This window comes from Streptomyces xylophagus (assembly GCF_000716435.1).
Taxonomy (GTDB): Bacteria; Actinomycetota; Actinomycetes; order Streptomycetales; family Streptomycetaceae; genus Streptomyces; species Streptomyces xylophagus.
The window spans coordinates 1-22,967 of the sequence record NZ_JNWO01000017.1; the positions used below are offsets into that span (position 1 = coordinate 1).

General features: G+C 70.7%; 18 protein-coding genes. 10 read left to right on the forward strand and 8 right to left on the reverse strand.

Going from position 1 to position 22,967, the window contains the following annotated elements; genetic code table 11:
* Positions 1 to 135 precede the first annotated feature (135 nt).
* Genes OO70_RS32625 through OO70_RS32645 form a run of 5 tightly spaced genes read right to left on the reverse strand, consistent with a single transcriptional unit; the run spans position 136 to position 5,797 of the window.
* Positions 136 to 1,446, reverse strand: coding sequence for a DUF58 domain-containing protein (locus tag OO70_RS32625; protein WP_043679202.1), 1,311 nt, complete (start codon positions 1,444 to 1,446; stop codon positions 136 to 138).
* Entirely contained in the window at positions 1,446 to 2,435 is a 990-nt protein-coding gene (locus tag OO70_RS32630) for an AAA family ATPase (RefSeq protein ID WP_106971804.1), read from the reverse strand. The genes OO70_RS32625 and OO70_RS32630 overlap by 1 nt, the downstream gene beginning before the upstream one ends.
* Positions 2,435 to 3,628, reverse strand: coding sequence for a DUF4350 domain-containing protein (locus tag OO70_RS32635; RefSeq protein WP_043679208.1), 1,194 nt, complete (start codon positions 3,626 to 3,628; stop codon positions 2,435 to 2,437). The genes OO70_RS32630 and OO70_RS32635 overlap by 1 nt, the downstream gene beginning before the upstream one ends.
* Positions 3,625 to 4,410 (reverse strand): DUF4129 domain-containing protein, encoded by a 786-nt coding sequence (locus OO70_RS32640; protein WP_043679211.1) that lies wholly within the window; start codon positions 4,408 to 4,410, stop codon positions 3,625 to 3,627. The genes OO70_RS32635 and OO70_RS32640 overlap by 4 nt, the downstream gene beginning before the upstream one ends.
* Positions 4,411 to 4,414: 4 nt before the next feature.
* Positions 4,415 to 5,797, reverse strand: coding sequence for a DUF7544 domain-containing protein (locus OO70_RS32645; RefSeq protein WP_043679214.1), 1,383 nt, complete (start codon positions 5,795 to 5,797; stop codon positions 4,415 to 4,417).
* 140 nt (positions 5,798 to 5,937) lie between these two features.
* Here OO70_RS32645 and mtnA point away from each other — a divergent pair, with 140 nt between their 5' ends.
* The 7 genes from mtnA to OO70_RS32680 all read left to right on the forward strand — a co-directional run bounded on the left by mtnA (position 5,938) and on the right by OO70_RS32680 (position 14,920).
* Positions 5,938 to 7,077, forward strand: coding sequence for an S-methyl-5-thioribose-1-phosphate isomerase (gene mtnA / locus OO70_RS32650; RefSeq protein WP_043679217.1), 1,140 nt, complete (start codon positions 5,938 to 5,940; stop codon positions 7,075 to 7,077).
* A gap of 8 nt (positions 7,078 to 7,085) precedes the next feature.
* The gene (gene mtrA / locus OO70_RS32655; protein ID WP_187284748.1) at positions 7,086 to 7,775 is read left to right on the forward strand and encodes a two-component system response regulator MtrA; all 690 of its coding nucleotides are present in this window, start codon (positions 7,086 to 7,088) and stop codon (positions 7,773 to 7,775) included.
* 1 nt (position 7,776) lies between these two features.
* Positions 7,777 to 9,861: an MtrAB system histidine kinase MtrB gene (gene mtrB, locus OO70_RS32660; RefSeq protein WP_043679223.1), complete on the forward strand. Its 2,085-nt coding sequence runs from the start codon at positions 7,777 to 7,779 to the stop codon at positions 9,859 to 9,861.
* A complete protein-coding gene (locus OO70_RS32665; RefSeq protein WP_043679226.1) occupies positions 9,851 to 11,689 on the forward strand; it encodes an LpqB family beta-propeller domain-containing protein in 1,839 nt (612 codons plus the stop codon). The genes mtrB and OO70_RS32665 overlap by 11 nt, the downstream gene beginning before the upstream one ends.
* A 195-nt stretch (positions 11,690 to 11,884) precedes the next feature.
* Positions 11,885 to 12,964: a ComF family protein gene (locus tag OO70_RS55490; protein ID WP_043679229.1), complete on the forward strand. Its 1,080-nt coding sequence runs from the start codon at positions 11,885 to 11,887 to the stop codon at positions 12,962 to 12,964.
* A gap of 313 nt (positions 12,965 to 13,277) precedes the next feature.
* Positions 13,278 to 13,970, forward strand: coding sequence for a ribosome hibernation-promoting factor, HPF/YfiA family (gene hpf / locus OO70_RS32675; RefSeq protein ID WP_043679231.1), 693 nt, complete (start codon positions 13,278 to 13,280; stop codon positions 13,968 to 13,970).
* A gap of 206 nt (positions 13,971 to 14,176) precedes the next feature.
* The gene (locus OO70_RS32680; RefSeq protein ID WP_043679232.1) at positions 14,177 to 14,920 is read left to right on the forward strand and encodes a response regulator; all 744 of its coding nucleotides are present in this window, start codon (positions 14,177 to 14,179) and stop codon (positions 14,918 to 14,920) included.
* Between the two features lie 15 nt (positions 14,921 to 14,935).
* Here OO70_RS32680 and OO70_RS32685 read toward each other — a convergent pair whose 3' ends face one another.
* Both OO70_RS32685 and OO70_RS32690 read right to left on the reverse strand, forming a co-directional pair.
* Entirely contained in the window at positions 14,936 to 16,111 is a 1,176-nt protein-coding gene (locus OO70_RS32685) for a winged helix-turn-helix domain-containing protein (RefSeq protein ID WP_043679234.1), read from the reverse strand.
* A gap of 58 nt (positions 16,112 to 16,169) precedes the next feature.
* On the reverse strand, positions 16,170 to 16,739 hold the full coding sequence (locus OO70_RS32690) for a GNAT family N-acetyltransferase (protein WP_043679236.1): 570 nt from the start codon (positions 16,737 to 16,739) through the stop codon (positions 16,170 to 16,172).
* 269 nt (positions 16,740 to 17,008) lie between these two features.
* On the opposite strand from OO70_RS32690, the gene secA reads away from it, so the two are divergent.
* On the forward strand, positions 17,009 to 19,822 hold the full coding sequence (gene secA, locus OO70_RS32695; RefSeq protein WP_043679239.1) for a preprotein translocase subunit SecA: 2,814 nt from the start codon (positions 17,009 to 17,011) through the stop codon (positions 19,820 to 19,822).
* A gap of 636 nt (positions 19,823 to 20,458) precedes the next feature.
* Here secA and OO70_RS56235 read toward each other — a convergent pair.
* A complete protein-coding gene (locus OO70_RS56235) occupies positions 20,459 to 21,286 on the reverse strand; it encodes an Rv3235 family protein (RefSeq protein WP_234337003.1) in 828 nt (275 codons plus the stop codon).
* A gap of 347 nt (positions 21,287 to 21,633) precedes the next feature.
* Between OO70_RS56235 and OO70_RS32705 the strand changes: the two genes are divergently transcribed.
* Positions 21,634 to 22,149 carry a DUF6912 family protein gene (locus OO70_RS32705; protein ID WP_043679244.1) on the forward strand — a complete coding sequence of 172 codons (516 nt, stop codon included), beginning with the start codon at positions 21,634 to 21,636 and terminating at the stop codon, positions 22,147 to 22,149.
* 76 nt (positions 22,150 to 22,225) lie between these two features.
* The gene (locus OO70_RS32710; RefSeq protein WP_043679247.1) at positions 22,226 to 22,891 is read left to right on the forward strand and encodes an HAD family hydrolase; all 666 of its coding nucleotides are present in this window, start codon (positions 22,226 to 22,228) and stop codon (positions 22,889 to 22,891) included.
* The last annotated feature ends 76 nt before the right edge of the window (positions 22,892 to 22,967 follow it).

Sequence of the window (22,967 nt, forward strand, 5' to 3'; positions counted from 1 at the left end):
TACTGCAGGGGGGACCCTGTGGGAGAGTAGGACGCCGCCGAACAAATATTGCGAAAACCCCTGTACCGTTTATTCGGTACAGGGGTTTTCTGCGTTTAGAGGCCCTGCTTTTTCAAGCAGGGCTTTCCGCGCGTATTACAGACGTCCCGCACTCTTGAGAGCGAGATACGCGTCCGCCAGTGCCGGAGCAAGGGCGTCCGGTGTTGCGTCGACGATGGTGACGCCGTGCCGGCGGAGTTTTTCCGCGGTGCGGTCGCGTTCGGTCTGGGCGCGTGCCGCGGCTGCCGCCTCGTAGACCGCCTCCGTGGTTCCACGGGCAGTGGCCATGCGGGCTATGTGCGGATCTGCCACGGATGCCACCAGAACCGTATGGCGCTGGGTGAGTTGGGAGAGCACGGGGAGCAGGCCCTCTTCGACAGGGGCCGTGTCGAGGCTTGTCAGCAGGACGATCAGGGAGCGGCGCGGTGCGGTACGGATCGCGGTGGCTGCCAGGCCTCGGGCGTCTGTTTCGACGAGTTCCGGTTCGAGTGTCGCCATCGCGTTGACCAGTGACGGGAGTACGTCACGTGCCGTGCGGCCCTGGACGAGGGCGCGGACCCGGCGGTCGTAGGCGAGGAGGTCCACGCGGTCGCCGGCGCGGGACGCGAGGGCTGCCAGGAGCAGGGCCGCGTCCATGGAGGAGTCGAGGCGGGGGGCGTCGCCGACGCGGCCCGCCGAGGTACGGCCGGTGTCGAGGACGAGGAGGATGTGGCGGTCGCGTTCGGGGCGCCACGTGCGTACTGCGACCGTCGTTTGGCGGGCGGTGGCGCGCCAGTCGATGGAGCGGGTGTCGTCGCCGGGGACGTATTCGCGCAGGCTGTCGAATTCTGTGCCTTCGCCGCGGGTCAGCACGCTGGTGCGGCCGTCGAGTTCGCGCAGGCGGGCGAGTTTCGACGGGAGGTGCTTGCGGCTGGTGAACGGGGGCAGGACGCGTACCGCCCAGGGGGCCGTGTGGGTGCCTTGGCGGGTGAGGAGGCCGAGGGGGCCGTAGGAGCGGATTGTCACTCGGTCTGCTTGGCGGTCGCCTCGGCGGGTGGGGCGTAGGCGGGTGGTGAGGCGGCGGCGTTCGCCGGGCGGGACCGTCAGGCGGTGGCGGGATGCGGCGAATTCTGTGCCCGGGAGCCAGGTGCTGGGGGGCCAGGCGTCGCGGATGCGGGCTCGTAGCAGGCGGCGGGACGGGTTGGTGACCGTCAGGGTGACGTCTGCGGATTCGCCCAGGCGTACGGAGGTGTCGCCCGAGCGGGTCAGGCTCAGGCGACGTACGGGGGCGGCCAGGGCGAAGTCGCAGGCACAGGCCACCGCCAAGGGGGCGTTGACGGCCAGGATGCCCGTCCAGCTGGGTTCCCAGATGCCTACGGGGAGGGAGCCCAGGGCTGCGAGGAGGGCGGCGCGTCCGGTGAGGGCCATCAGCGGGGGACCGGGACGTGGGCGAGGATCGCGTTGATGACGGAGTCCGCCGTCACGCCCTCCATCTCGGCCTCGGGGCGCAGCTGTACGCGGTGGCGGAGGGTGGGGAGTGCCAGGGCCTTCACGTCGTCGGGGATGACGTAGTCGCGGCCCGTGAGCCACGCCCACGCGCGCGAGGTGGCCAGGAGGGCGGTGGCGCCGCGCGGGGACACGCCGAGGGTGAGGGACGGCGATTCGCGGGTGGCGCGGCAGATGTCCACTACGTAGGCGGTGATTTCGGGGGAGATCGTCGTCTTGGCGACGGCCGCGCGGGCTGCTTCGAGGTCGGCCGCGTTCGCTACGGGGCGCAGGCCGGCGGCGCGGAGGTCGCGCGGGTTGAAGCCCTCGGCGTGGCGGGTGAGGACGTCGATCTCGTCCTGGCGGGAGGGGAGAGGGATCGTCAGTTTGAGAAGGAAGCGGTCGAGTTGGGCCTCGGGGAGGGGGTACGTGCCCTCGTACTCGACGGGGTTCTGCGTCGCGGCGACCAGGAACGGGTCGGGGAGCGGGCGCGGGGTGCCGTCGACGGTGACCTGGCGTTCCTCCATCGCTTCGAGGAGGGACGACTGGGTCTTGGGAGGGGTGCGGTTGATCTCGTCCGCGAGGAGGAGGTTGGTGAAGACCGGGCCGGGCTGGAAGCGGAACTCGGCGGAGCGCGTGTCGTAGACCAGGGAGCCGGTGACGTCGCTCGGCATCAGGTCCGGGGTGAACTGGATGCGCTTGGTGTCGAGTTCGAGTGCGGACGCGAGGGCGCGGACGAGCAACGTTTTGGCGACTCCAGGGACTCCTTCTAGGAGAACGTGTCCGCGGCAGAGGAGGGCGACGACGAGGCCGGTCACGGCGGGGTCCTGGCCGACCACGGCTTTGGCGATCTCGGCGCGCAGGGATTCGAGGGAGGCTCGGGCGGTGTCCGGATTCCCCGTGATCCCGGCGTTGTCAGTGGTCGGGTCCATCATGAATGGCGTACCTCTCTTTCGAGGGCGTCGAGTTGGTCGGCAAGTGCGATGAGGGCCGCGTCGTCGCTGGGCGGCGGGCCGAAGAGGAGGGCGTGCAGGGTCTGTCCGTCGCCGTGGAGGTGGGCGGACAGCGCGGGGAGCAGGGACTCGGGCGCGTGCGCCTGGGAGACGGGGACGCCTACGAGGGGGGCGAGGCGAGTGCGGGTGGTGGAGCGCAGGGCGGTGGCCGCGCGGTCGCGGGCGTTGGCCTTGCGGTAGAGGCGGGCGCGGCCTTCGACGGTTTCGGAGGCGCGGATCGCCACGGGGAGTTTCTCGGGCACCAGGGGGCCGAGTCGGCGTGCCCGCCACAGGGCGGCCAGGGCTGCGGCGATGAACAGTTGCAGGGTGCCCCAGAGCCAGCCCGAGGGGAGCAGGTCGAAGAAGCTCTGGCTGCCGGAGTCGGTGGCCGAGATGTCGGACAGCGAGGGGAGGTACCAGACCAGATGGGGGCGCGAGCCGAGGAGTTGGAGGGCGAGCGAGGCGTTGCCCTGCTTGTCGAGACGCTTGTTGAAGAGGATGTCGGGCGCGCCGATGACGACGGTGTCGCCGCTCCCGGACGCGTCCGGGAGCCGGAGCAGGGTCGGACGGCCGTCGCTGGGGTAGCACTCGTCGGCGTCTGTGGCGGTGGTCGTGTACCTGTAGTCGCCGGTCTCCGCGTCGCCCGCGCGCTGGGCGGCCGGCATCGAGCAGTCGGGGGAGAGCGGCGAGTCGAAGCTGGGCCCGGCGTCCACGGTGACCTGGGGGGCGAGTCGCCCCAGGGACGGGCTGCTGGGGGCGACGAGGACCGTACGGCTGCCGGAGTTCGCGAACGCCGCGTGCAGGCCGGACTGTTGACGCTTGGTCAGCAGATCGGGGGCGGCGACCAGGAGGGTGGTGTCCGGGCCGGCCGCGGTGCGGGCCTGGGCCAGGGTGGTGACCACGCGCGTGGACACGCCCCGGTCGCCGAGGAGTTCGGCGACGGCGCGGCTGCCGTAGGGGTCGGCGGAGCGCGGGTCGAGGGCGCCGTGCCGGGCGTCGGAGCGGATCGCGGCGATCGCCACGGCGGCCGCGAGGAGGACCACGAGCGCGAGGACGATGCCCCGCGCGCGGGTCCACACCTGGCGGGCGGTCGGCGAGGCCGAGGTGGCGGGAAGCGTCGCCTCCGTGGTCATTCGGCGGCCCCCTGGCTGGTGTGGTGGGCCGTGTTGTGGGCGCTGCTGGTGAGGACGGGCCTGGTCCGCTCCAGGTCGCGGTCGAGTTCGGCGATGCGGCGGTACGACTGCTCGCTCGCGTTGCGCCCGCCGTACGTCACGTCGTCGAAGTGTCGGGCGGCGGCGCGCAGTTCGGCCGTGTGCGAGGGCAGTGCGCGGCCGGCTTCCGCCACTGCCTCGTCGGCGGTGCGGCCGGGGCGGACGTCGAGCAGGGCTCGCTCCTCCAGGGATCGGACAATGGCACGCATGCGTTCCTGCACGGCGGGGTTCCAGTGTCCCTGGGCGGCATGCGCCTCGGCGGCCGAGCGGTGTTCGGCGGCGCTTCGCGGGCTGTCCTCGAACAGGGCGGCGGCGGAGACGGGTTGGCGGCGTGGGGTGCCCAGGCGCCACCACAGGGCGGCCCCGACCGCGAGGACGGCCAGGATGACGACGACCAGGCCGAGTGTGCCGCCGGGTGTGGCCTCCGACGCCCTGCTGAAGAGTTTGTCGACCCAGTCCGAGATGGCGTTCAGGGCTCGCTGCGCCAGGCCGGGGTCGTTTGCGTGGTACATCTGCTTGGACAGTTCACGCCGGGCGGCCTCCCGCGCGGGGTCGCGCGGGATCGTCACCGGCGGCTCGTCGCCCGAGAGGAGCGACGACTGTACGGCTGTGCCGTGGGCGCGCAGCAGCGTCCCTACGGCCGATTCGACGGCATGCGGCAGCGCCGCGGGTACCGATGTGAGAACTCCCCCCGCCAGGCTCACCGCATCAGCTCCCCGGGGTGGGGCCGTGGGCGGCGGTGCCGTAGTCCTGGACGCCGGCGGCACGGGCCAGGTCGAGGTCGAGGGCCTCGCGGCGGATGCGCTGGTCGATGTACAGGAGGACGGTGACGCCCGCCGTGATCGGGAACGCGATCATGCGGCCGATCACCGAGCCGAGACCGCTGATGATGAGGAACGCCCAGCCGACGTCGCCGGTGCCGTTCACGAGGCCGCTGAGGCCGTCGCCGCTCGACAGCCCGGCGATGAAGGCGAACGGGATCACGAGGATGGACGACAGGATGCTCGCGATGATCTGGGCGAGCAGTTGGATGCCGAAGATGCGCCACCAGGAGCCGCGCACCAGCTTCGCGGAGCGGCTCATCGACTTCACGATGCCCTGCTTCTCCAGCATCAGCGCGGGCGAGGCCAGGGAGAAGCGGATCGCCAGCCACAGGGTGACGACGGAGCCGGCGAGGCCACCGATGACGGCGAGCGCGATGCCCGCGTCCTGCGATCCCGTGACGGCCACGACGATGCCGGGCACGGTGGGGACGCCGATCAGGGCGACGGCCATGAGGAGCAGCAGGCAGATCAGGCCGAACAGCTTGAGCAGCTGGGGCCGGGCGTCGCGCCAGGCCTCTCCGGCGGTGACCGGCTTGCCGAGTACGGCGCGGCTGGTGACCGCCGTGAGCAGGGCGGTGGCGACGACGGTGCCGATGAGGACGACCAAGTAGACGACGCCGGTGCTGAGGAAGGCCTCGCTCATGGCGCGGGTCACTTCGGAGGTGCTGGCGTTCGGGTCGTCGAGGGCGTTGGTGCTGGCGAGGTCGCTGAACGCGAAGCCCTGCACCAGGACGACGATGGTCTGCATGACGACGGCGACGGTGAGCGAGACGCCCAGGACCGTGCGCCAGTAGGTGCGCATGGTGGAGACGGCGCCGTCGAGGATCTCGCCCACACCGAGCGGGCGGAGCGGGATGACACCGGGCTTGGCCGCGGGCGGGGGGCCGCCCCAGCCGGCTCCCCAGCCGCCGGGAGCGCCGTAACCGCCGGGACCGCCGTAGCCTCCGTATCCCCCAGCACCGCCGTAGCCCCCAGGGCCTCCGGGGCCGGCCGGGCCGCCGGGGTGAGCGCCGCCCCAGCCCGGGCCCGGGGGTGGGGGCGGCGGTGCCTGGCCCTGACCCGGGGTGCCGGTGGGCGCGGACCACTGGCCGGGTGGCGGCTGCTCCTTGGACCACTGCGGGCCGGAGCCCGACGGGTCCGTGCCCGGCTGGTCCGCGGGCTGCGCGGGGCCGGGACCGTCCGAGGGTTCGGCCGGGCCGGACGCGCCGGGCTCCGGCCCGTCGGGCGGGGCGGATCCGGGCGAGGCCCAGCCCGGAGTGTCGTTCATCGTCGCTCCTTCACGGTGCCCGTCCGCGGGCGCGGCGGCAGGTTGGCAGCCATCGTGCCATGGGGTGGTCGAGCGGTGACCGGCCGCGGTAGGGGCTGGACACCTTCAATTGTCCGCCGGATACGGGGCAGACTGACCGCATGGCTGATCAGTACGCGCAATCCGGCGAGGACGGCCGGCCGACCGAGATACCCGCGATCCGCTGGGACGAGCCCCCCGAGGGCCCTGTGCTGGTCCTTCTCGACCAGACGAGGCTGCCGGCCGAGGAGGTCGAGCTGGTGTGCACGGACGCGTCCGCGCTGGTGGACGCGATCCGTTCGCTTGCGGTGCGCGGGGCGCCGCTGCTCGGCATCGCGGGGGCCTACGGCGTCGCGCTCGCCGCCGCGCGGGGCTTCGACGTGGACGAGGCCGCAAGGGCGCTGGCGGGCGCCCGGCCCACCGCGGTGAACCTCTCCGTCGGCGTGCGCAGAGCTCAGGCCGCGCACCGCGACGCGGTGGCCAAGGGAGGCGATTCCGCGCGGGCGGCAGGGGCCGCGCTGGCGGCGGCGCGGCGGTTGCACCGGGAGGACGCCGAGGCCAGCGCGCGGATGGCCGCGCACGGGCTGGTCCTGCTGGACGAGCTGCTGCCCGGCGGTGGGCACCGGATTCTGACCCACTGCAACACCGGAGCGCTGGTGTCGGGCGGCGAGGGCACGGCCTTCGCGGTCGCGCTCGCGGCGCACCGGGAGGGGCGGCTGAGGCGGCTCTGGGTGGACGAAACGCGTCCGTTGCTGCAAGGTGCTCGCCTGACGGCGTATGAGGCGGCGCGCAACGGTATGGCGTACACCTTGCTCACGGACAACGCGGCGGGCTCTTTGTTCGCGGCCGGGGAGGTGGATGCGGTGCTGATCGGGGCGGACCGGATTGCTGCCGACGGTTCGGTGGCGAACAAGGTGGGGAGCTATCCGCTCGCTGTGCTCGCCCGGTACCACCATGTGCCGTTCATCGTGGTGGCGCCGGTGACGACGGTGGATCCGGACACGCCGGACGGAGCGTCCATCGAGGTGGAGCAGCGTCCCGGGTTCGAGGTGACGGAGATCACGTCACCCCAGGTGACGATGTCGGGAGCGGGAGGGGGAATTCCGGTGGCACCGCTGGGGACCCAGGCGTACAACCCGGCGTTCGATGTGACGCCTCCCGAGCTGGTGACGGCGATCGTCACCGAAGAAGGCGCCGTTTCGCCCGTGACTGCGGGGGCGCTCGCAGAGCTGTGTGACAGGTCACGACAGGTAACGATTTAGTTAATGGGATGATGTCGTTTATGAAGGGACGAGTCCTTGTCGTCGATGACGACACCGCACTGGCCGAGATGCTCGGCATTGTGTTGCGTGGTGAAGGTTTTGAGCCGTCTTTCGTAGCTGATGGCGACAAGGCGCTGGCCGCTTTCCGTGAGAGCAAGCCCGACCTGGTGCTCCTGGACCTGATGCTGCCCGGACGGGACGGTATCGAGGTGTGCCGCCTGATCAGGGCGGAGTCCGGGGTGCCGATCGTGATGCTCACGGCGAAGAGCGACACCGTCGATGTCGTGGTCGGCCTGGAGTCGGGCGCGGACGACTACATCGTGAAGCCGTTCAAGCCGAAGGAGCTGGTCGCCCGGATCCGGGCGCGGCTGCGGCGGTCCGAGGAGCCGGCGCCCGAGCAGCTCGCCATAGGCGATCTGGTCATCGACGTGGCCGGTCACTCCGTGAAGCGGGACGGGCAGTCGATCGCGCTGACGCCGCTGGAGTTCGACCTGCTGGTCGCGCTGGCCCGCAAGCCGTGGCAGGTGTTCACGCGTGAGGTGCTCCTGGAGCAGGTCTGGGGCTACCGGCACGCTGCGGACACCCGGCTGGTCAACGTGCATGTCCAGCGGCTGCGCTCCAAGGTCGAGAAGGACCCGGAGCGGCCGGAGATCGTGGTGACCGTCCGCGGGGTCGGTTACAAGGCGGGACCGAGCTGACATGTCCAAGGACAGTGCCGCTTCGGCGCCCGGGGGGACCGGGGCCCGCGCGGAGCGGCCTGTCGGCCGGAAGGCTGCGGGCTCCCGCTGGGGACGCCTGTTGGAGGGCGGGCTGCTGCAGGGCGGGGTCCAGGGCAGCCCGGTCCTCCGCCTGTTCATGCGCTGGGTGCGCCGGCCGCTGCTGCCCGTCATGCGGCTGTGGCGGCGCAACATCCAGCTCAAGGTCGTCGTCACGACCCTGCTGATGTCGCTGGGCGTCGTCCTGCTGCTGGGCTTCGTCGTCATCGGCCAGGTGCGCAACGGCCTGCTGGACGCCAAGGTGAAGGCCTCCCAGAGCCAGGCCACGGGCGGCTTCGCCGTGGCCAAGCAGAAGGCCGACGAGGCGGCCAGCGGGACCGCCGACGACGGTTCCGCGACCGACGGCAACTCCTCGCAGAACGTCATCTCCTGGATGAGCGACCTCGTGTCGTCGCTGTCCAGCGGCGGTCAGGGCGCCTTCGACGTGGTGACGTTGCCCGCGGGCGCCGACAGCGGCGGCGGTCGCAGCCCGCGCGGTTCCGGATACGTCGACCCGTCCGCGAGCGTGCCCGAGGACCTGCGCGCGCGGGTCAACGACCGTACGACGGCGGCCCAGAGCTACACGCGCATCATCTACAGCAACGGCAAGGAGTCCCAGCCGGCGCTGGTCGTGGGCAAGCAGGTCAACGACCCGAACGGCGATCCGTACCAGCTGTACTACCTCTTCCCGCTCACCCAGGAGGAGAAGTCCCTCAGCCTGGTCAAGGGCACCCTGGCCACGGCCGGGCTCTTCGTCGTCGTACTGCTCGGGGCCATCGCCTGGCTCGTGGTGCGGCAGGTCGTCACGCCGGTGCGGATGGCCGCCGGGATCGCCGAGCGGCTGTCCGCCGGGCGCCTCCAGGAGCGGATGAAGGTCACCGGCGAGGACGACATCGCGCGGCTCGGCGAGGCCTTCAACAAGATGGCGCAGAACCTCCAGCTGAAGATCCAGCAGCTGGAGGACCTCTCGCGGATGCAGCGGCGGTTCGTGTCCGACGTGTCGCACGAGTTGCGGACGCCGCTGACGACCGTACGCATGGCGGCTGATGTCATCCATGACGCGCGCGTGGACTTCGATCCGATGACCGCGCGGTCGGCCGAACTGCTGGCCGACCAGCTGGACCGGTTCGAGACGCTGCTCGCGGATCTGCTGGAGATCAGCCGCTTCGACGCGGGAGCAGCGGCCCTGGAGGCCGAGCCGATAGACCTCAGGGAGGTCGTACGGCGGGTGCTCAGCGGCGCCGAGCCGCTGGCCGAGCGCAAGGGTACGACGATACGGGTCGTCGGCGACCAGCAGCCCGTGGTCGCCGAGGCCGATGCCCGGCGGGTGGAGCGGGTGCTGCGCAATCTCGTCGTCAACGCCGTGGAGCACGGCGACGGCAAGGACGTCGTCGTCAAGCTCGCCACGGCGGGCGGGGCGGTCGCCATCGCGGTGCGCGACTACGGAGTCGGGCTCAAGCCCGGTGAGGCGACCCGGGTGTTCAGCCGCTTCTGGCGGGCGGACCCGGCACGCGCGCGTACCACCGGCGGTACGGGACTGGGGTTGTCCATCGCCCTGGAGGACGCGCGGCTGCACGGCGGCTGGCTGCAGGCATGGGGTGAGCCGGGCGGCGGGTCGCAGTTCAGGCTGACGCTGCCGCGGACCGCGGACGAACCGCTCCGGGGCTCACCGATACCCCTGGAACCCAAGGACTCGCGCCGTAATCGTGGACTTAATGACGCCGGGTTGCCGAGCGGGGGCGGGGACAAGCGCGCGACGGTCCCGGTGCAGCCGATGGGCGACCAAGGGCCGCCGATACCCGCGCGGAACCCGATCGCTCCCAGGCTGACCGCCGCGACTCCCACGGCGGACCCGACGGCGCTGCCCGGCAATGGCGCGCGCGTGGTGCCCCGGCCGACCGGCGGCACCCGGCGGCAGGAGGACAGGCCAGCAGCGGACACGCCTCGGGGCGACAGCGTGAGCAGCACGGACCCGGCCGCCGCACCGGAGAACTCGAACAAGCAGGGGGAGGCATCTCGTGGGCGCTGACCGCGAGGGGGGCGCCCGGCGGAAGCCGGCACGCGCGGTGGCGTACATCGCGTGCGGCGTCGTAGTGCTGGCGGGATGTGCCTCGATGCCCGACAGCGGGGACCTGCGGGGAGTCGAGTCGACGCCGCGACAGGACACCCAGGTGCGGGTTTTCGCGATGCCTCCCCAGGAGGACGCGTCGCAGGCGGAGATCGTGCAGGGCTTCCTGGAGGCGTTGACCAGCGACGATCCGCGCTACAAGACGGCACGCATGTACCTGACCGCCAAGGCGGCGCGGGGCTGGCAGCCGGAGCTGTCCACCACGGTGCTCGCCGGCGGGCCGAGCACGGAGCCCGTCCGCAACCCCGGCGGCCGGGAGGACAACGACACCTTCACGTACACGCTGACCGGCGACCGGGTCGCCACGGTGGACTCGCAGCAGGCGTACTCGCCGGCGGACGGGCGGTACAGCCAGCGGGTGCACCTGACGAGGGACGCGAAGAGCGGGCAGTGGCGCATCGACGCGCTGCCCCAGGGCGTCGTCATGGGCAACTCGGACTTCCAGCGCAACTACATGTCGGTCAACAAGTACTACTTCGCGTCGAACACGACGGCCGGAGCGACCTCGGAGCCGATCGCCGTGGCGGACCCCGTGTTCGTACGGCGGCGGGTGGACCCCATGACGCAGATGGTGCGGTCCCTCCTCAACGGGCCCACCAGCTGGCTCGGGCCCGTGGTCAGGTCGAGCTTCCCCACCGGGACGGCACTGCAGAAGGGCGTCACCGCGCTGACGCCCGACGACCAGAACAAGCTGACGGTCCCGTTGAACCAGAAGGCCTCGCGGGTGGGGCTGGCCCGCTGCAACGAGATGGCGACGCAGATCCTCTACACGCTCCAGACCATGACGCCGACGGTGGACAAGGTCGAGCTGCAGGCCGCCAACGGCGCGCAGTTGTGCCTGCTCGACGAGAGCGACGCCAAGGACTTCGCGGCCCACGGCCCCATCAAGCAACCCGAGTACCTGTACTTCCTCGACGACAAGCACCGGCTGGTGCGGATGCCCAGCGACGGCCATGGCACGCACGCCGATCCGGTGCCGGGCGCGCTGGGCACGGGCGACACACAGCTGGGATCCGTGGCGGTGTCGCGTGACGAGGAGTCGGCGGCCGGGGTCGGCCTCGACGGGAAGTCGCTCTACGTCGGGTCGCTGGTGTCGGGCGCGTCGCTCGGCGACCCCGTCCTGACCAGCCAGGGCAAGACGGAGGACGACCGGCTGACGGCTCCCAGCTGGGACGCGCAGGGCGACCTCTGGGTGGCCGACCGGGACCCGAAGAACCCCCGGCTGCTCCTGCTGCAGAAGGGCGCGGGACAGCCCATCACGGTGGAGATGCCGGGGCTGGACGGCCGTGTCGAATCGGTACGGGTGGCCGCCGACGGGGTGCGGATCGCGCTCGTCGTGGAGAAGAACGGCAAGCGGTCCCTGTTCATCGGGCGGATCCAGCGGACCGGGGCGACCGGTGAGCAGCCGGTGGTCTCCGTCCTCGAACTGCGTTCCGCCACCCCGGACTTGGAGGAGATCACGGCCATGTCGTGGGCCGGGGACAGCCGGCTCGTGGTGGTGGGCCGCGAGCAACAGGGTGTGCTGCAGATGCGGTACGTCCAGGTCGACGGCTCCACACCGGAGGGTCCGGCGCCGGCGGCCCTGACCGGGGTGAAGGAGATCGCCGCGTCCGAGGACGACAAGCTGCCGCTGGTGGCTGACTCGGAGGACGGGATCGTACGGCTGCCCACCGGGGCGCAGTGGCAGAAGGTGGTCAAGACGGGGTCGGCGCCGGTCTATCCGGGCTGACGCACTGAAGCGCTGAGGTGCAGCGAAAGCGGCCGTCTCCGGCCGGGCCGAGGCCTGGTGGAGGCGGCCGTTCGTGTGTTCCGGGGCGGCTGTGCACTCGTGTGAGGGACGGTCGTCGACGGTTGCGTGTGGTTGTCCACAGGCGGTTGTCCACAGGGGTGGCCGGTCGGCGAGGGCGTTGGCACAGTGGTGGGCATGCGGGGGTGGTGGCGGGACCTCACGGATCTGGTGCTGCCGGCCGAGTGCGGAGGCTGCGGGATGCCTCGCACGGTGCTCTGCCCGGAGTGCCGTGCCGCTCTGAACGGGGCCGTACCGAGCCGGGTACGACCGATGCCTGAGCCGACCGGGCTACCGGCGACGTATGCGGCCGCCCCCTACGCGGACGAGGTGCGCGCCATGCTCCTCGCCCACAAGGAACGAGGGGCGCTGACCCTCGCGGGGCCACTGGGTGCGGCTCTGGCGGGCGCTGTGAGGGCGGGGCTGTGGGAGTGCCGGGTGGAGGGTCATGGGGGCCTGGCGGGGCTGGATGGGGGGTTGGCGGGGGTGTACGGGGATGTGGCGAGGGTGGACGGGGATGTGGCGGGGTTGGACGGGGGCTTCGTGCAAGGACTTGGGACTCAGGCCGATCAGCCGCAGGTCGGGCCGGCTCAGGCGCGGCAGCGCCAGGCAGGCCAGGTTCCGGCGGGGCAACCGGCGTACGTCGGCCATGCCCGCTCCCCGCGTGGCGGTGACGCGCCCGTTTTGCTCGTCCCCGTGCCCTCCGCGCGTGGGGCCGTGCGGGCTCGGGGGCATGATCCGGCGCGGCGGATCGCGTTGGCGGCGGCGGGGGAGTTGCGGCGGGCGGGGACTCCGGCCCGGGTAGTGGCCGTGTTGCGGCAGCGGCGGTGGGTGGCCGATCAGTCGGGGCTCAACTCGCGGCAGCGGCTGGACAATCTCGCGGGTGCGCTGGAGGTCGTCGCGGGTGGTGCCCGGTTGCTGGCCGGGGGACGGGTGGTGCTCGTCGACGACCTGATGACGACAGGGGCCTCCTTGAGGGAGGCGGCGCGTGCCGTCCGTGAGGCGATCGCGTGCGGGGGAGCAGTTCGAGCGACTGCGGCTGTGTACTCGCGTGTGTCCCGGGAAGGCAGAGGGGAACACATCGAGAGATCAATGGAGAACGGGAGGAACATGGCACTCAGTGCACCGGGAATCGTGGGTGTGAACGGCCCAGGTGACCTGATCTGCGCGGCGGTGATCGCCGCGTCGCCGGATTCCTTCGAAATAAACCGGAACTGACTGCGAACTTGCGTCGTTGCAGGTAACGACAGGAGCAATTCACCTGAACGGAGGTACACCGCGGTAGAGGGTGACGACATCCGTCCGGGCGAGATATGTTCGGTTGTGAGAGAAAGGCGCAGGCCGCACCTCTCCTATCCGAATGCCGTGCTGTGGGTTTTCTGCAATCACCCGCGGCCATGGGGTGGAGATCTTGCCCATGGGGGAGGAGGAGGTGGAAGTCACCGAGTCCGAGGTTCCGGGGTGACCGGAGCCTGGTGCAAAAGGGAGACGCTCCGCAGCGAAGCGGAGCGATCCGGGAACGGAGTTCTGCGTGGACATCGTCGTCAAGGGCCGCAAGACCGAGGTGCCCGAGCGGTTCCGCAAGCACGTGGCCGAGAAGCTGAAGCTGGAGAAGATCCAGAAGCTCGACGGCAAGGTGATCAGCCTCGACGTCGAGGTGTCCAAGGAGCCCAACCCCCGACAGGCCGACCGTTGTGACCGAGTGGAGATCACGCTCCGCTCCCGCGGTCCGGTGATCCGGGCGGAGGCATCGGCCAACGATCCGTACGCGGCGCTCGACCTCGCGGCGGAGAAGCTGGATGCCCGGCTGCGCAAGCAGCACGACAAGCGTCACACGCGCCGCGGTGCCCGTCGGCTCACGGCCGCCGAGGTCCCCGACCACGTCCCGGGCGCGGCGACGCTCAACGGCAACGGCCACGCCGCGCCGGACGAGCAGTCGGACGGCGTGCCCACCAAGAAGATCGGCTCGCTGGAAGTGAAGGGCGAAGGCCCCCTCGTCGTCCGCGAGAAGACCCACGTCGCCTCTCCGATGTCCCTCGACCAGGCCCTCTACGAGATGGAACTGGTCGGACACGACTTCTACCTGTTCGTCGACTCCGAGACCAAGGAGCCGAGCGTCGTCTACCGACGGCACGCCTACGACTACGGCGTCATCCACCTGAGCACGGACCCGATGGTCACGCAGGCACAACCGCCCGCGGCGGGCGGCACGCTGGGCGGCTGACCACCCCGGCCGACAACTGAGCCGGTGCCCCTGGAGCGCGTGTGCGCCCCCAGGGGCACCGGTGTGCGACCACTTCGCGCCCCGCTCCGTGACCGCACTGTCGTCCGGGCATGGAATCATGGCCGTACAGGGCCCAACCGGTGGGCCGCTGCCTTGGGTTGGCGATGGCGCAGGACCACAGGCCACAGCCTTCAGGGGGAGGAACGATGGCGGACAGCTTCGGACCGATGCATGTCGAGGATGCCGACGGCGTCGTCACCATGGGCCCGGAAGCGGGCTCGACACGCAAGGAGCCGATCAGAGTCCTTGTCGTGGACGACCACGCCCTCTTCCGTCGAGGCCTGGAGATCGTGCTGGCGGCCGAGGAGGACATCCAGGTCGTCGGCGAGGCGGGGGACGGAGCCGAGGCCGTGGACAAGGCCGCGGATCTGCTGCCGGACATCGTCCTGATGGATGTGCGGATGCCGAAGCGGGGCGGAATCGAGGCGTGCACCTCCATCAAGGAGGTGGCGCCCAGCGCGAAGATCATCATGCTGACGATCAGCGACGAAGAGGCCGATCTCTACGACGCGATCAAGGCGGGTGCGACGGGTTATCTCCTCAAGGAGATCTCGACCGACGAAGTGGCCACCGCCATTCGCGCCGTGGCCGACGGACAGTCGCAGATCAGCCCCTCCATGGCGTCGAAACTGCTCACCGAGTTCAAGTCGATGATCCAGCGCACCGACGAGCGCCGACTGGTGCCGGCGCCGCGGCTCACCGACCGTGAGCTGGAGGTTCTCAAACTCGTCGCCACCGGAATGAACAACCGCGATATCGCCAAGCAGTTGTTCATCTCCGAGAACACCGTGAAGAACCATGTGCGCAACATCCTGGAGAAGCTCCAGCTGCACTCCAGGATGGAGGCGGTGGTCTACGCGATGCGGGAGAAGATCCTCGAGATCCGGTGACAGATCCGGTGACGCTCAGGCCAGGAGGCGCGTGAGTTCGCCGACGAGGGGTGTGCGGAGCTCGGGGGCGTCGACCCGCTCCACGCGTACGTCCGTGCAGTCCACCCAGCTCGCGGCCTCGACCAGGGCCTGGGCCACGGACGGAACGGCCTTCGCGCCGTCCAGGGTGACCTGCTTGGCGACCAGGGTGCGGCCCTCCCGCGCCGGGTCCACCCGGCCGACCAGCCGGCCGCCGGCGAGGACCGGCATCGCGAAGTAGCCGTAGACGCGCTTCGGTTTGGGGACGTAGGCCTCCAGGCGGTGGGTGACGCCGAAGATCCGCTCTGTGCGTGCCCGCTCCCAGATCAGGGAGTCGAACGGGGACAGGAGTGTGGTGCGGTGCCGGCCTCGCGGGGGTGTCTCCAGGGCCGTCGGGTCGGCCCAGGCGGGCTTGCCCCAGCCCTCGACCGTGACCGGGACCAGGCCCGAGTCGGCGATCACCGCGTCGACCTGCTCGCCCTTGAGGCGGTGGTAGTCGGCGATGTCCGCGCGTGTGCCGACGCCCAGGGACTGTCCCGCCAGCCGGACCAGACGGCGGAGGCACTCGGTGTCATCCAACTCGTCGTGCAGCAGCGGCTCCGGGATCGCGCGCTCGGCGAGGTCGTACACCCGCTTCCAGCCGCGGCGCTGTACGCAGACCACCTCGCCGTACATGAGCGCGCGCTCGACGGCGACCTTGGCGCCGGACCAGTCCCACCACTCGCTGGTGCGCTTGGCGCCGCCCAACTCCGTGGAGGTGAGGGGGCCTTCGGCGCGGAGCTGTTTGATGACCTGGTCGTAGGTGCCGTCCGGGAGGTCGTGGTTCCAGTGCGGGCGGCTGCGGTAGGCGCGGCGCCGGAAGGCGAAGTGGGGCCACTCCTCCACGGGGAGGATGCAGGCGGCGTGGGACCAGTACTCGAAGGCGTGTGTCTGGGTCCAGTACGCGTCCTCGACCGTCTTGCGGGGGACGGCGCCGAGGCGGGCGTACGGGATCAGTTCGTGGGAGCGGGCGAGGACCGAGATGGTGTCGAGCTGGACCGCGCCGAGATGGCGGAGCACGCCGCGCACACCCGCGCGGCGGTCGGGGACACCGAGGAAACCCTGGGCGCGCAGGGCGATGCGGCGGGCGTCGTCTGCCGACAGGTCGGTCGTGGGGCGCGGGGCACTCGTCATGTCTCCGCACGATAGAGGGTGCCACTGACAATGCGGGCTGACCTGCGGATTCGCCGTGCTACGGCTGGGCGGGCAGGTACGGTGCCGTCGACGGCAGGCCCAGGTCGGACGGGAGCAGGGAGGCGACCCAGCAGTCCCGTCGTACGCCCTTGTTGTTGATCGCGGAGCGGAGTGTGCCCTCGACAGTGAAGCCGGCGTGCTCGGCGACCGTGCGGGAGCCCCTGTTGCCTACCTCCGCGCGCCATTCCACGCGGTCGATCGACAGCCGGGTGAACGCCCAGCGGGAGACGGCGACGGTCGCCTCGGTGATGTAGCCGTTGCCCCGGTACTGCTTCGTGGCCCAGAAGCCGACCTCGCCGACACCCAGGGAACGCATCGTGATGGCGAGCATGCCCACCAACTCCCCTTCGAGGAGAAAGACACCGAAGGTGAACATCGAACAGTTCGCCCAACCCTCGGGCACCAGTTGCTCGGTGAAACTCTGCGCGTGCTCCAGGAGATAGGGCGAGGGGATCGTCGTCCAGCGCTGGATCTCGGGGTCCTGGGCGGCGGAATACACGACGTCGGTGTCCTGCGGGCCGACGCTGCGCAGGAGGAGACGGTCGGTCGTGAGCGTGACGGGTTCCATCGGCCGATTCTGCTCGGGGGCGCACAAGGACGCCATGCTTTTGCGCTGTGTGAGCGGGTGATCACATTTCGCGCAATTCCTCGGAGGGACACGGCACCATCGGCGACCCCCGGCCGTTGTCCCCTTTGAAGCAGATTTGAAGGAGTGGACGGTCGGCGTCCCCGACAGGCCTCCCGGCCCGGCGGGGTCCTCGCATACGATGTCCGTTGCTCAGTTATGTCATTGGAAACCGACCGTCCCAGGCCCGACCGGCAAGGAGACCAACCCCCGTGTCCGTCCTCTCGAAGATCATGCGTGCAGGCGAAGGCAAGATCCTGCGCAAACTGCACCGCATCGCGGACCAGGTCAACTCCATCGAAGAGGACTTCGTCGACCTCTCCGACGCCGAGCTGAAGGCCCTCACCGAGGAGTACAAGCAGCGCTACATCGATGGTGAGACCCTGGACGACCTGCTGCCCGAGGCGTTCGCCACCGTGCGCGAGGCCGCCAAGCGCGTCCTTGGCCAGCGCCACTACGACGTGCAGATGATGGGCGGCGCGGCGCTGCACCTCGGCTACGTCGCCGAGATGAAGACCGGCGAGGGCAAGACCCTGGTCGGCACCCTGCCCGCATATCTGAACGCCCTCTCCGGAGACGGCGTCCACATCATCACGGTCAACGACTACCTGGCCGAGCGCGACTCCGAGATGATGGGCCGCATCCACAAGTTCCTGGGCCTCGAGGTCGGCTGCATCCTCGCCAACATGACGCCGACCCAGCGTCGCGAGCAGTACGCGTGCGACATCACCTACGGCACGAACAACGAGTTCGGTTTCGACTACCTGCGCGACAACATGGCGTGGTCGCAGGACGAGCTGGTGCAGCGCGGCCACAACTTCGCGATCGTCGACGAGGTCGACTCCATCCTCATCGACGAGGCCCGTACGCCGCTGATCATCTCCGGGCCGGCCGACCAGGCCACCAAGTGGTACGGCGACTTCGCCAAGCTGGTCACCCGCCTGAAGAAGGGCGAGGCCGGCAACTCGCTCAAGGGCCTGGAAGAGACGGCCGACTACGACGTCGACGAGAAGAAGCGCACGGTGGCCATCCACGAGGCCGGTGTCAGCAAGGTCGAGGACTGGCTGGGCATCGACAACCTCTACGAGTCGGTGAACACCCCGCTGGTGGGCTACCTGAACAACGCCATCAAGGCGAAGGAGCTCTTCAAGAAGGACAAGGACTACGTCGTCATCGACGGCGAGGTCATGATCGTCGACGAGCACACCGGCCGTATCCTCGCCGGCCGCCGCTACAACGAGGGCATGCACCAGGCGATCGAGGCGAAGGAAGGGGTGGACATCAAGGATGAGAACCAGACCCTTGCCACGATCACCCTGCAGAACTTCTTCCGCCTCTACAGCAACCTCTCGGGCATGACCGGTACGGCGATGACCGAGGCCGCCGAGTTCCACCAGATCTACAAGCTCGGTGTCGTCCCGATCCCGACCAACCGGCCCATGGTCCGCAAGGACCAGTCCGACCTGATCTACCGCACCGAGGTCGCGAAGTTCGAGGCGGTCGTCGACGACATCGCCGAGAAGCACGAGAAGGGCCAGCCGATCCTCGTCGGTACGACGTCGGTCGAGAAGTCCGAGTACCTCTCGCAGCAGCTCGCAAAGCGCGGCATCCAGCACGAAGTGCTGAACGCCAAGCAGCACGACCGTGAGGCGCCGATCATCGCCCAGGCCGGCCGCAAGGGTGCCGTGACGGTCGCCACCAACATGGCCGGCCGTGGTACGGACATCAAGCTCGGCGGCAACCCCGACGACCTCGCCGAGGCGGAGCTGCGCCAGAGCGGCCTCGACCCCGAGGAGCACATCGAGGAGTGGGCCCAGGCACTGCCTGCTGCCCTGGAGCGGGCCGAGCAGGCGGTCAAGGACGAGTTCGAGGAGGTCAAGGACCTCGGCGGCCTCTACGTCCTCGGCACCGAGCGGCACGAGTCGCGTCGTATCGACAACCAGCTGCGCGGTCGCTCCGGCCGCCAGGGCGACCCGGGCGAGTCCCGCTTCTACCTCTCCCTGGGTGACGACCTGATGCGGCTGTTCAAGGCCCAGATGGTCGAGCGCGTGATGTCGATGGCGAACGTCCCGGACGACGTGCCGATCGAGAACAAGATGGTCACGCGCGCGATCGCGTCCGCTCAGTCGCAGGTCGAGCAGCAGAACTTCGAGACCCGCAAGAACGTCCTCAAGTACGACGAGGTCCTCAACCGTCAGCGCGAGGTCATCTACGGCGAGCGGCGCCGTGTCCTGGAGGGCGAGGACCTGCAGGAGCAGGTCGTGCACTTCATGGACGACACGATCGACGCGTACATCACCGCGGAGACCTCCGAGGGCTTCCCGGAGGACTGGGACCTCGACCGGCTGTGGGGCGCGTTCAAGCAGCTCTACCCGGTGAAGGTCACCGTGGAGGAGCTGGAGGAGGCGGCCGGGGACCGGGCCGGTCTGACCGCAGAGTTCATCTCCGAGTCCATCAAGGACGACATCCACGAGCAGTACGAGGGGCGCGAGGAGCAGCTCGGCTCCGAGATCATGCGTGAGCTGGAGCGCCGGGTCGTGCTGTCGGTCCTGGACCGCAAGTGGCGCGAGCACCTCTACGAGATGGACTACCTCCAGGAGGGCATCGGCCTGCGCGCGATGGCCCAGAAGGACCCGCTGGTCGAGTACCAGCGCGAGGGCTTCGACATGTTCACCGCGATGATGGACGGCATCAAGGAGGAGTCCGCCGGCTACCTGTTCAACCTGGAGGTCCAGGTCGAGCAGCAGGTCGAGGAAGTCCCCGTTGAGGACGACAAGCCGTCGCTCGACAAGGAGGACACGGTGCCCGCGCAGGCGAGCGCCCGTCCCGAGATCCGTGCCAAGGGGCTCGACGCCCCGCAGCGGCCGGACCGGCTGCACTTCTCCGCGCCGACCGTGGACGGCGAGGGCGGTGTCGTCGAGGGCGACTTCACCAGCGACGACGAGCCCGTGCGCTCCGAGGCGGACGGCCTCACGCGCGCGGAGCGCCGCAAGCAGGGGCGCCGGGGTAGCCGCCGCAAGAAGTGACGGGCGCTCCGCGGGTCGGGCGGCTAGCTGTGACGGGCGCTCCGCGGGTCGTGGGGCGAGCTGTGACGGGCGCCCCTGAGTGAGGGGTTGAGCCTGTCGGGGCTGCTCCCCGTGCAGAGACCTTGAAGGGCCGGGCATCGTGAAGGTGCCTGGCCCTTTGGCGTGTGTGCGTTGTGCGGGTTTGCCTTGTGCGGGTGTGCGGGTGTGCGGGTGTGCGGGTGTGCAGGCGGGCGGGTTGCGGGCAGGCGCGGGGGTGCGACGGGGAGGGGGGCTGGCGCGGGCGGAGGCTACTGGCGCGGTGGGCGGTTGTTGCCCGACCTGCCCTTGGCGGCTCGGGGCCCGGGCCTCTGGCTCGGGCCGGGGCTCCGGCGCTGGCTCCGGCCCGGCCTCCGGCTCTAGGCTCCGGCTCCGGACTCGGCCCCGACCCGGGCTCGGCCCCGACCCGGGCTCGGCCCCGACCCGGGCTCGGCCCCGACCCGGGCTCGGCCCCGACCCGGGCTCGGAGCGCGGGGCGCGGGGGCCGCCCAGCCCTACCACCGTGCAGCGCCAGCGCAGGGCTGCGCCCCGGCTTTGGCCTTGGCCCCGGGCCCGGCCCCGGCCTCAGCCGCCGTAGGCCCCGGTCCGCCGTCAGCCCCCTCAGTCGTCGTCCGAGCGCGGGCCGCGGGGGCCGCCCAGTTCTACCGCCGTGCAGCGCCAGCGGAGGTCCGTGCCCCGTTCCAGGCGGAAGGCCATGGCCTTCAGTTGGTCACCGGTGCTGATGCGGGCGAAGGCCTCCACGGCGCCCGGACGGGCGACGTAGTAGCCGATGTCGCGGACCACCGGGCGGGTGCCGCGGGTGGCGCGCAGGGGGCCGTGTTCGGCGAGCCTGATCAGTTCGTCGTAGGCACGCCCTGCGGTGTGCCGGAGCATCCAGTGGACGGGCCGTTGGCCGCTCAGTACGGCGAGGAGGCGGTCGGCGAAGAGGTCGGTGGGGCGGGGCTGCGGAACGCGGCTGGGGGCGGCTTGGGCGGGCACGGTGTGGGATGCGGCGGGAGCGGGCGTGGCGGGGGCTGTGCCGCGACCTGGCGTCGGCGCGAGAGCCGTCGGGGCTGCGCTCCGGCCCGACGCGGCCGTGGGCGTCGTACGAGCTGCGCCTCGGGCCGTCGTGGCCGCCGCCGGTGTGCGGGGGCTGCGGCCCGGGGCGGCCGGTGGGCGGCCGTCTCCCGGAGCCGTGCGGGTTGCGCCTTGTCCCGTCGTCGCGGAGGGGGCGGCTGCGCGTGGCGCCGGGGTCGCGCTGTCGGTCGCCTCGGTTCCGGGTGTCGTGGGAAGCGAGCCCCCGACGCCGGACGACGTGCCCGGCAGGGACTCCGCGTTCGTCGTGCGGGACGTACCCCCACCCTGCCCGCGAGGCGTACCCGTGCCGGGGCGGCGGGGGTCGCGGCGGGGCGGGGGGCGGGTCGGGGTGTGCTGGGCGGTCCTGGTCATGACCTTGTGCATGGGGGTCCCCGTTGTGGTCGGCCCGGGATGTACCGGGAAGTAACTTCGTGGTTGGGGATCTTGTACGGGGCCATGGGTGGGGGCGGCAAGGAAGGGGTGGGTCGGGTCGGAGGGCCCGGAATGTTCACTTATCCGAGTGATCGGGAGGGCCTGAAGCCCGTAGCCGCAGGGGTGCGTAGGGTGAATCTCCGGCGTGGGGTGGACGCCTCGGACGGTGTGGGTGGGGACTCGATGGGGGACGCGCGCACGTATCCTGAAGGCCCTCCCGGTGGCACGGCACCGTCCGCGGAACCGTCCTCCCCGAGGCACTCTCCGAACTACGAAAGCGGCCAGTCATGCGCGTCTACGTCCCCCTGACCCTCTCCGGTCTCGCCGAGGCGTACAAGACGGGCGAGCTGGGGACGGGACCCTTCGTCGCGTACGCCGTGACGCCCGCGCTGCGCGAGTGGTATCTCTCCGACGACATCGAGGAGTTGGAGTACGCGGCGCTGAACCGCGCCGCGCTGGCCTCGCTGCGGCTGCTGGCGGCCGACCCCGACGCACCGCGGCGCCGGGTCGTGGTCGCCGTCGACGTACCCGACGGCACCGCGCACGCCGACCCCGACCGCGGACTCGACCCGGCGGCGCTCGGCGAGGTGCGGGTCGCCGGAACGGTGGCGCTGGGCAAGGCGGCGGCCGTACACGTGGATCTCGGCGATGCGGAGGGCGACGTGAGCGCCGCCGCCGACGCGCTTCCGGCGGCGGACCGCGGGGACGACGACGCGCAGTTCGTCGTGGACGGGGCCGAGGACCACGAGCTGCTCTGGTACGCGACGCAGGAGATCCCGAACCTCGTCGGGCTGGCCGACTGAGCCTGCCCGGTGCCGAAAGATGCCCTCTGACCTGCTGTTCTCTTGATTGTCAGTGGCGGCGGGTACCTTTTTTGGCATGGGGATGCAAGGAAGCGCGCACATCGTCTGGGACTGGAACGGCACGCTGTTCCACGACAATGACGCGATCATCGGGGCGACGAACGCGGCGTTCGCCGAGTTGGGGCTGACGCCGATCACGATGGAGGAGTACCGGGCGCTGTACTGCGTGCCGGTGCCGAGGTTCTACGAGCGACTGATGGGACGGCTGCCCACCGACGCCGAGTGGGAGGTCATGGACGACGCCTTCCATCGGCACTACACCGAGCACCGGGTCGTCTGCGGGCTGACCGAGGGCGCGGCGGAGCTGCTCGTGAGGTGGCGGACGGCCGGTCGCAGCCAGTCGATCCTCAGCATGTACGGGCATGACGAACTCGTCCCGCTGGTACGGGAGTTCGGGATAGAGCCGCACTTCATACGGGTCGACGGGCGCACCGGGCCCTCCGGCGGCAGCAAGGCCGAGCACATGGTGCGGCACCTCGGGGCGCTGGTAGGCGTGGATCCCGCGCGCACCGTGGTGATCGGCGATGCCGCCGACGACGCGGTGGCCGCCCTGCACGTGGGCGCGCGGGCCGTGCTCTACACCGGCGGTTCGCACAGCCGGGCCAGCCTCGAGGTCGTGGGCGTGCCGGTCGTGGACTCGCTGGCCGAGGCCGTCGCGGAGGCGGAACGGCTGGCGGCGTGACGGTGACCTGTCGGCCGGTGTGACGCTGCGCGGCGCGGCGACTCAAAGACACCGTGCCTTCTGAAGCACCGTGCCT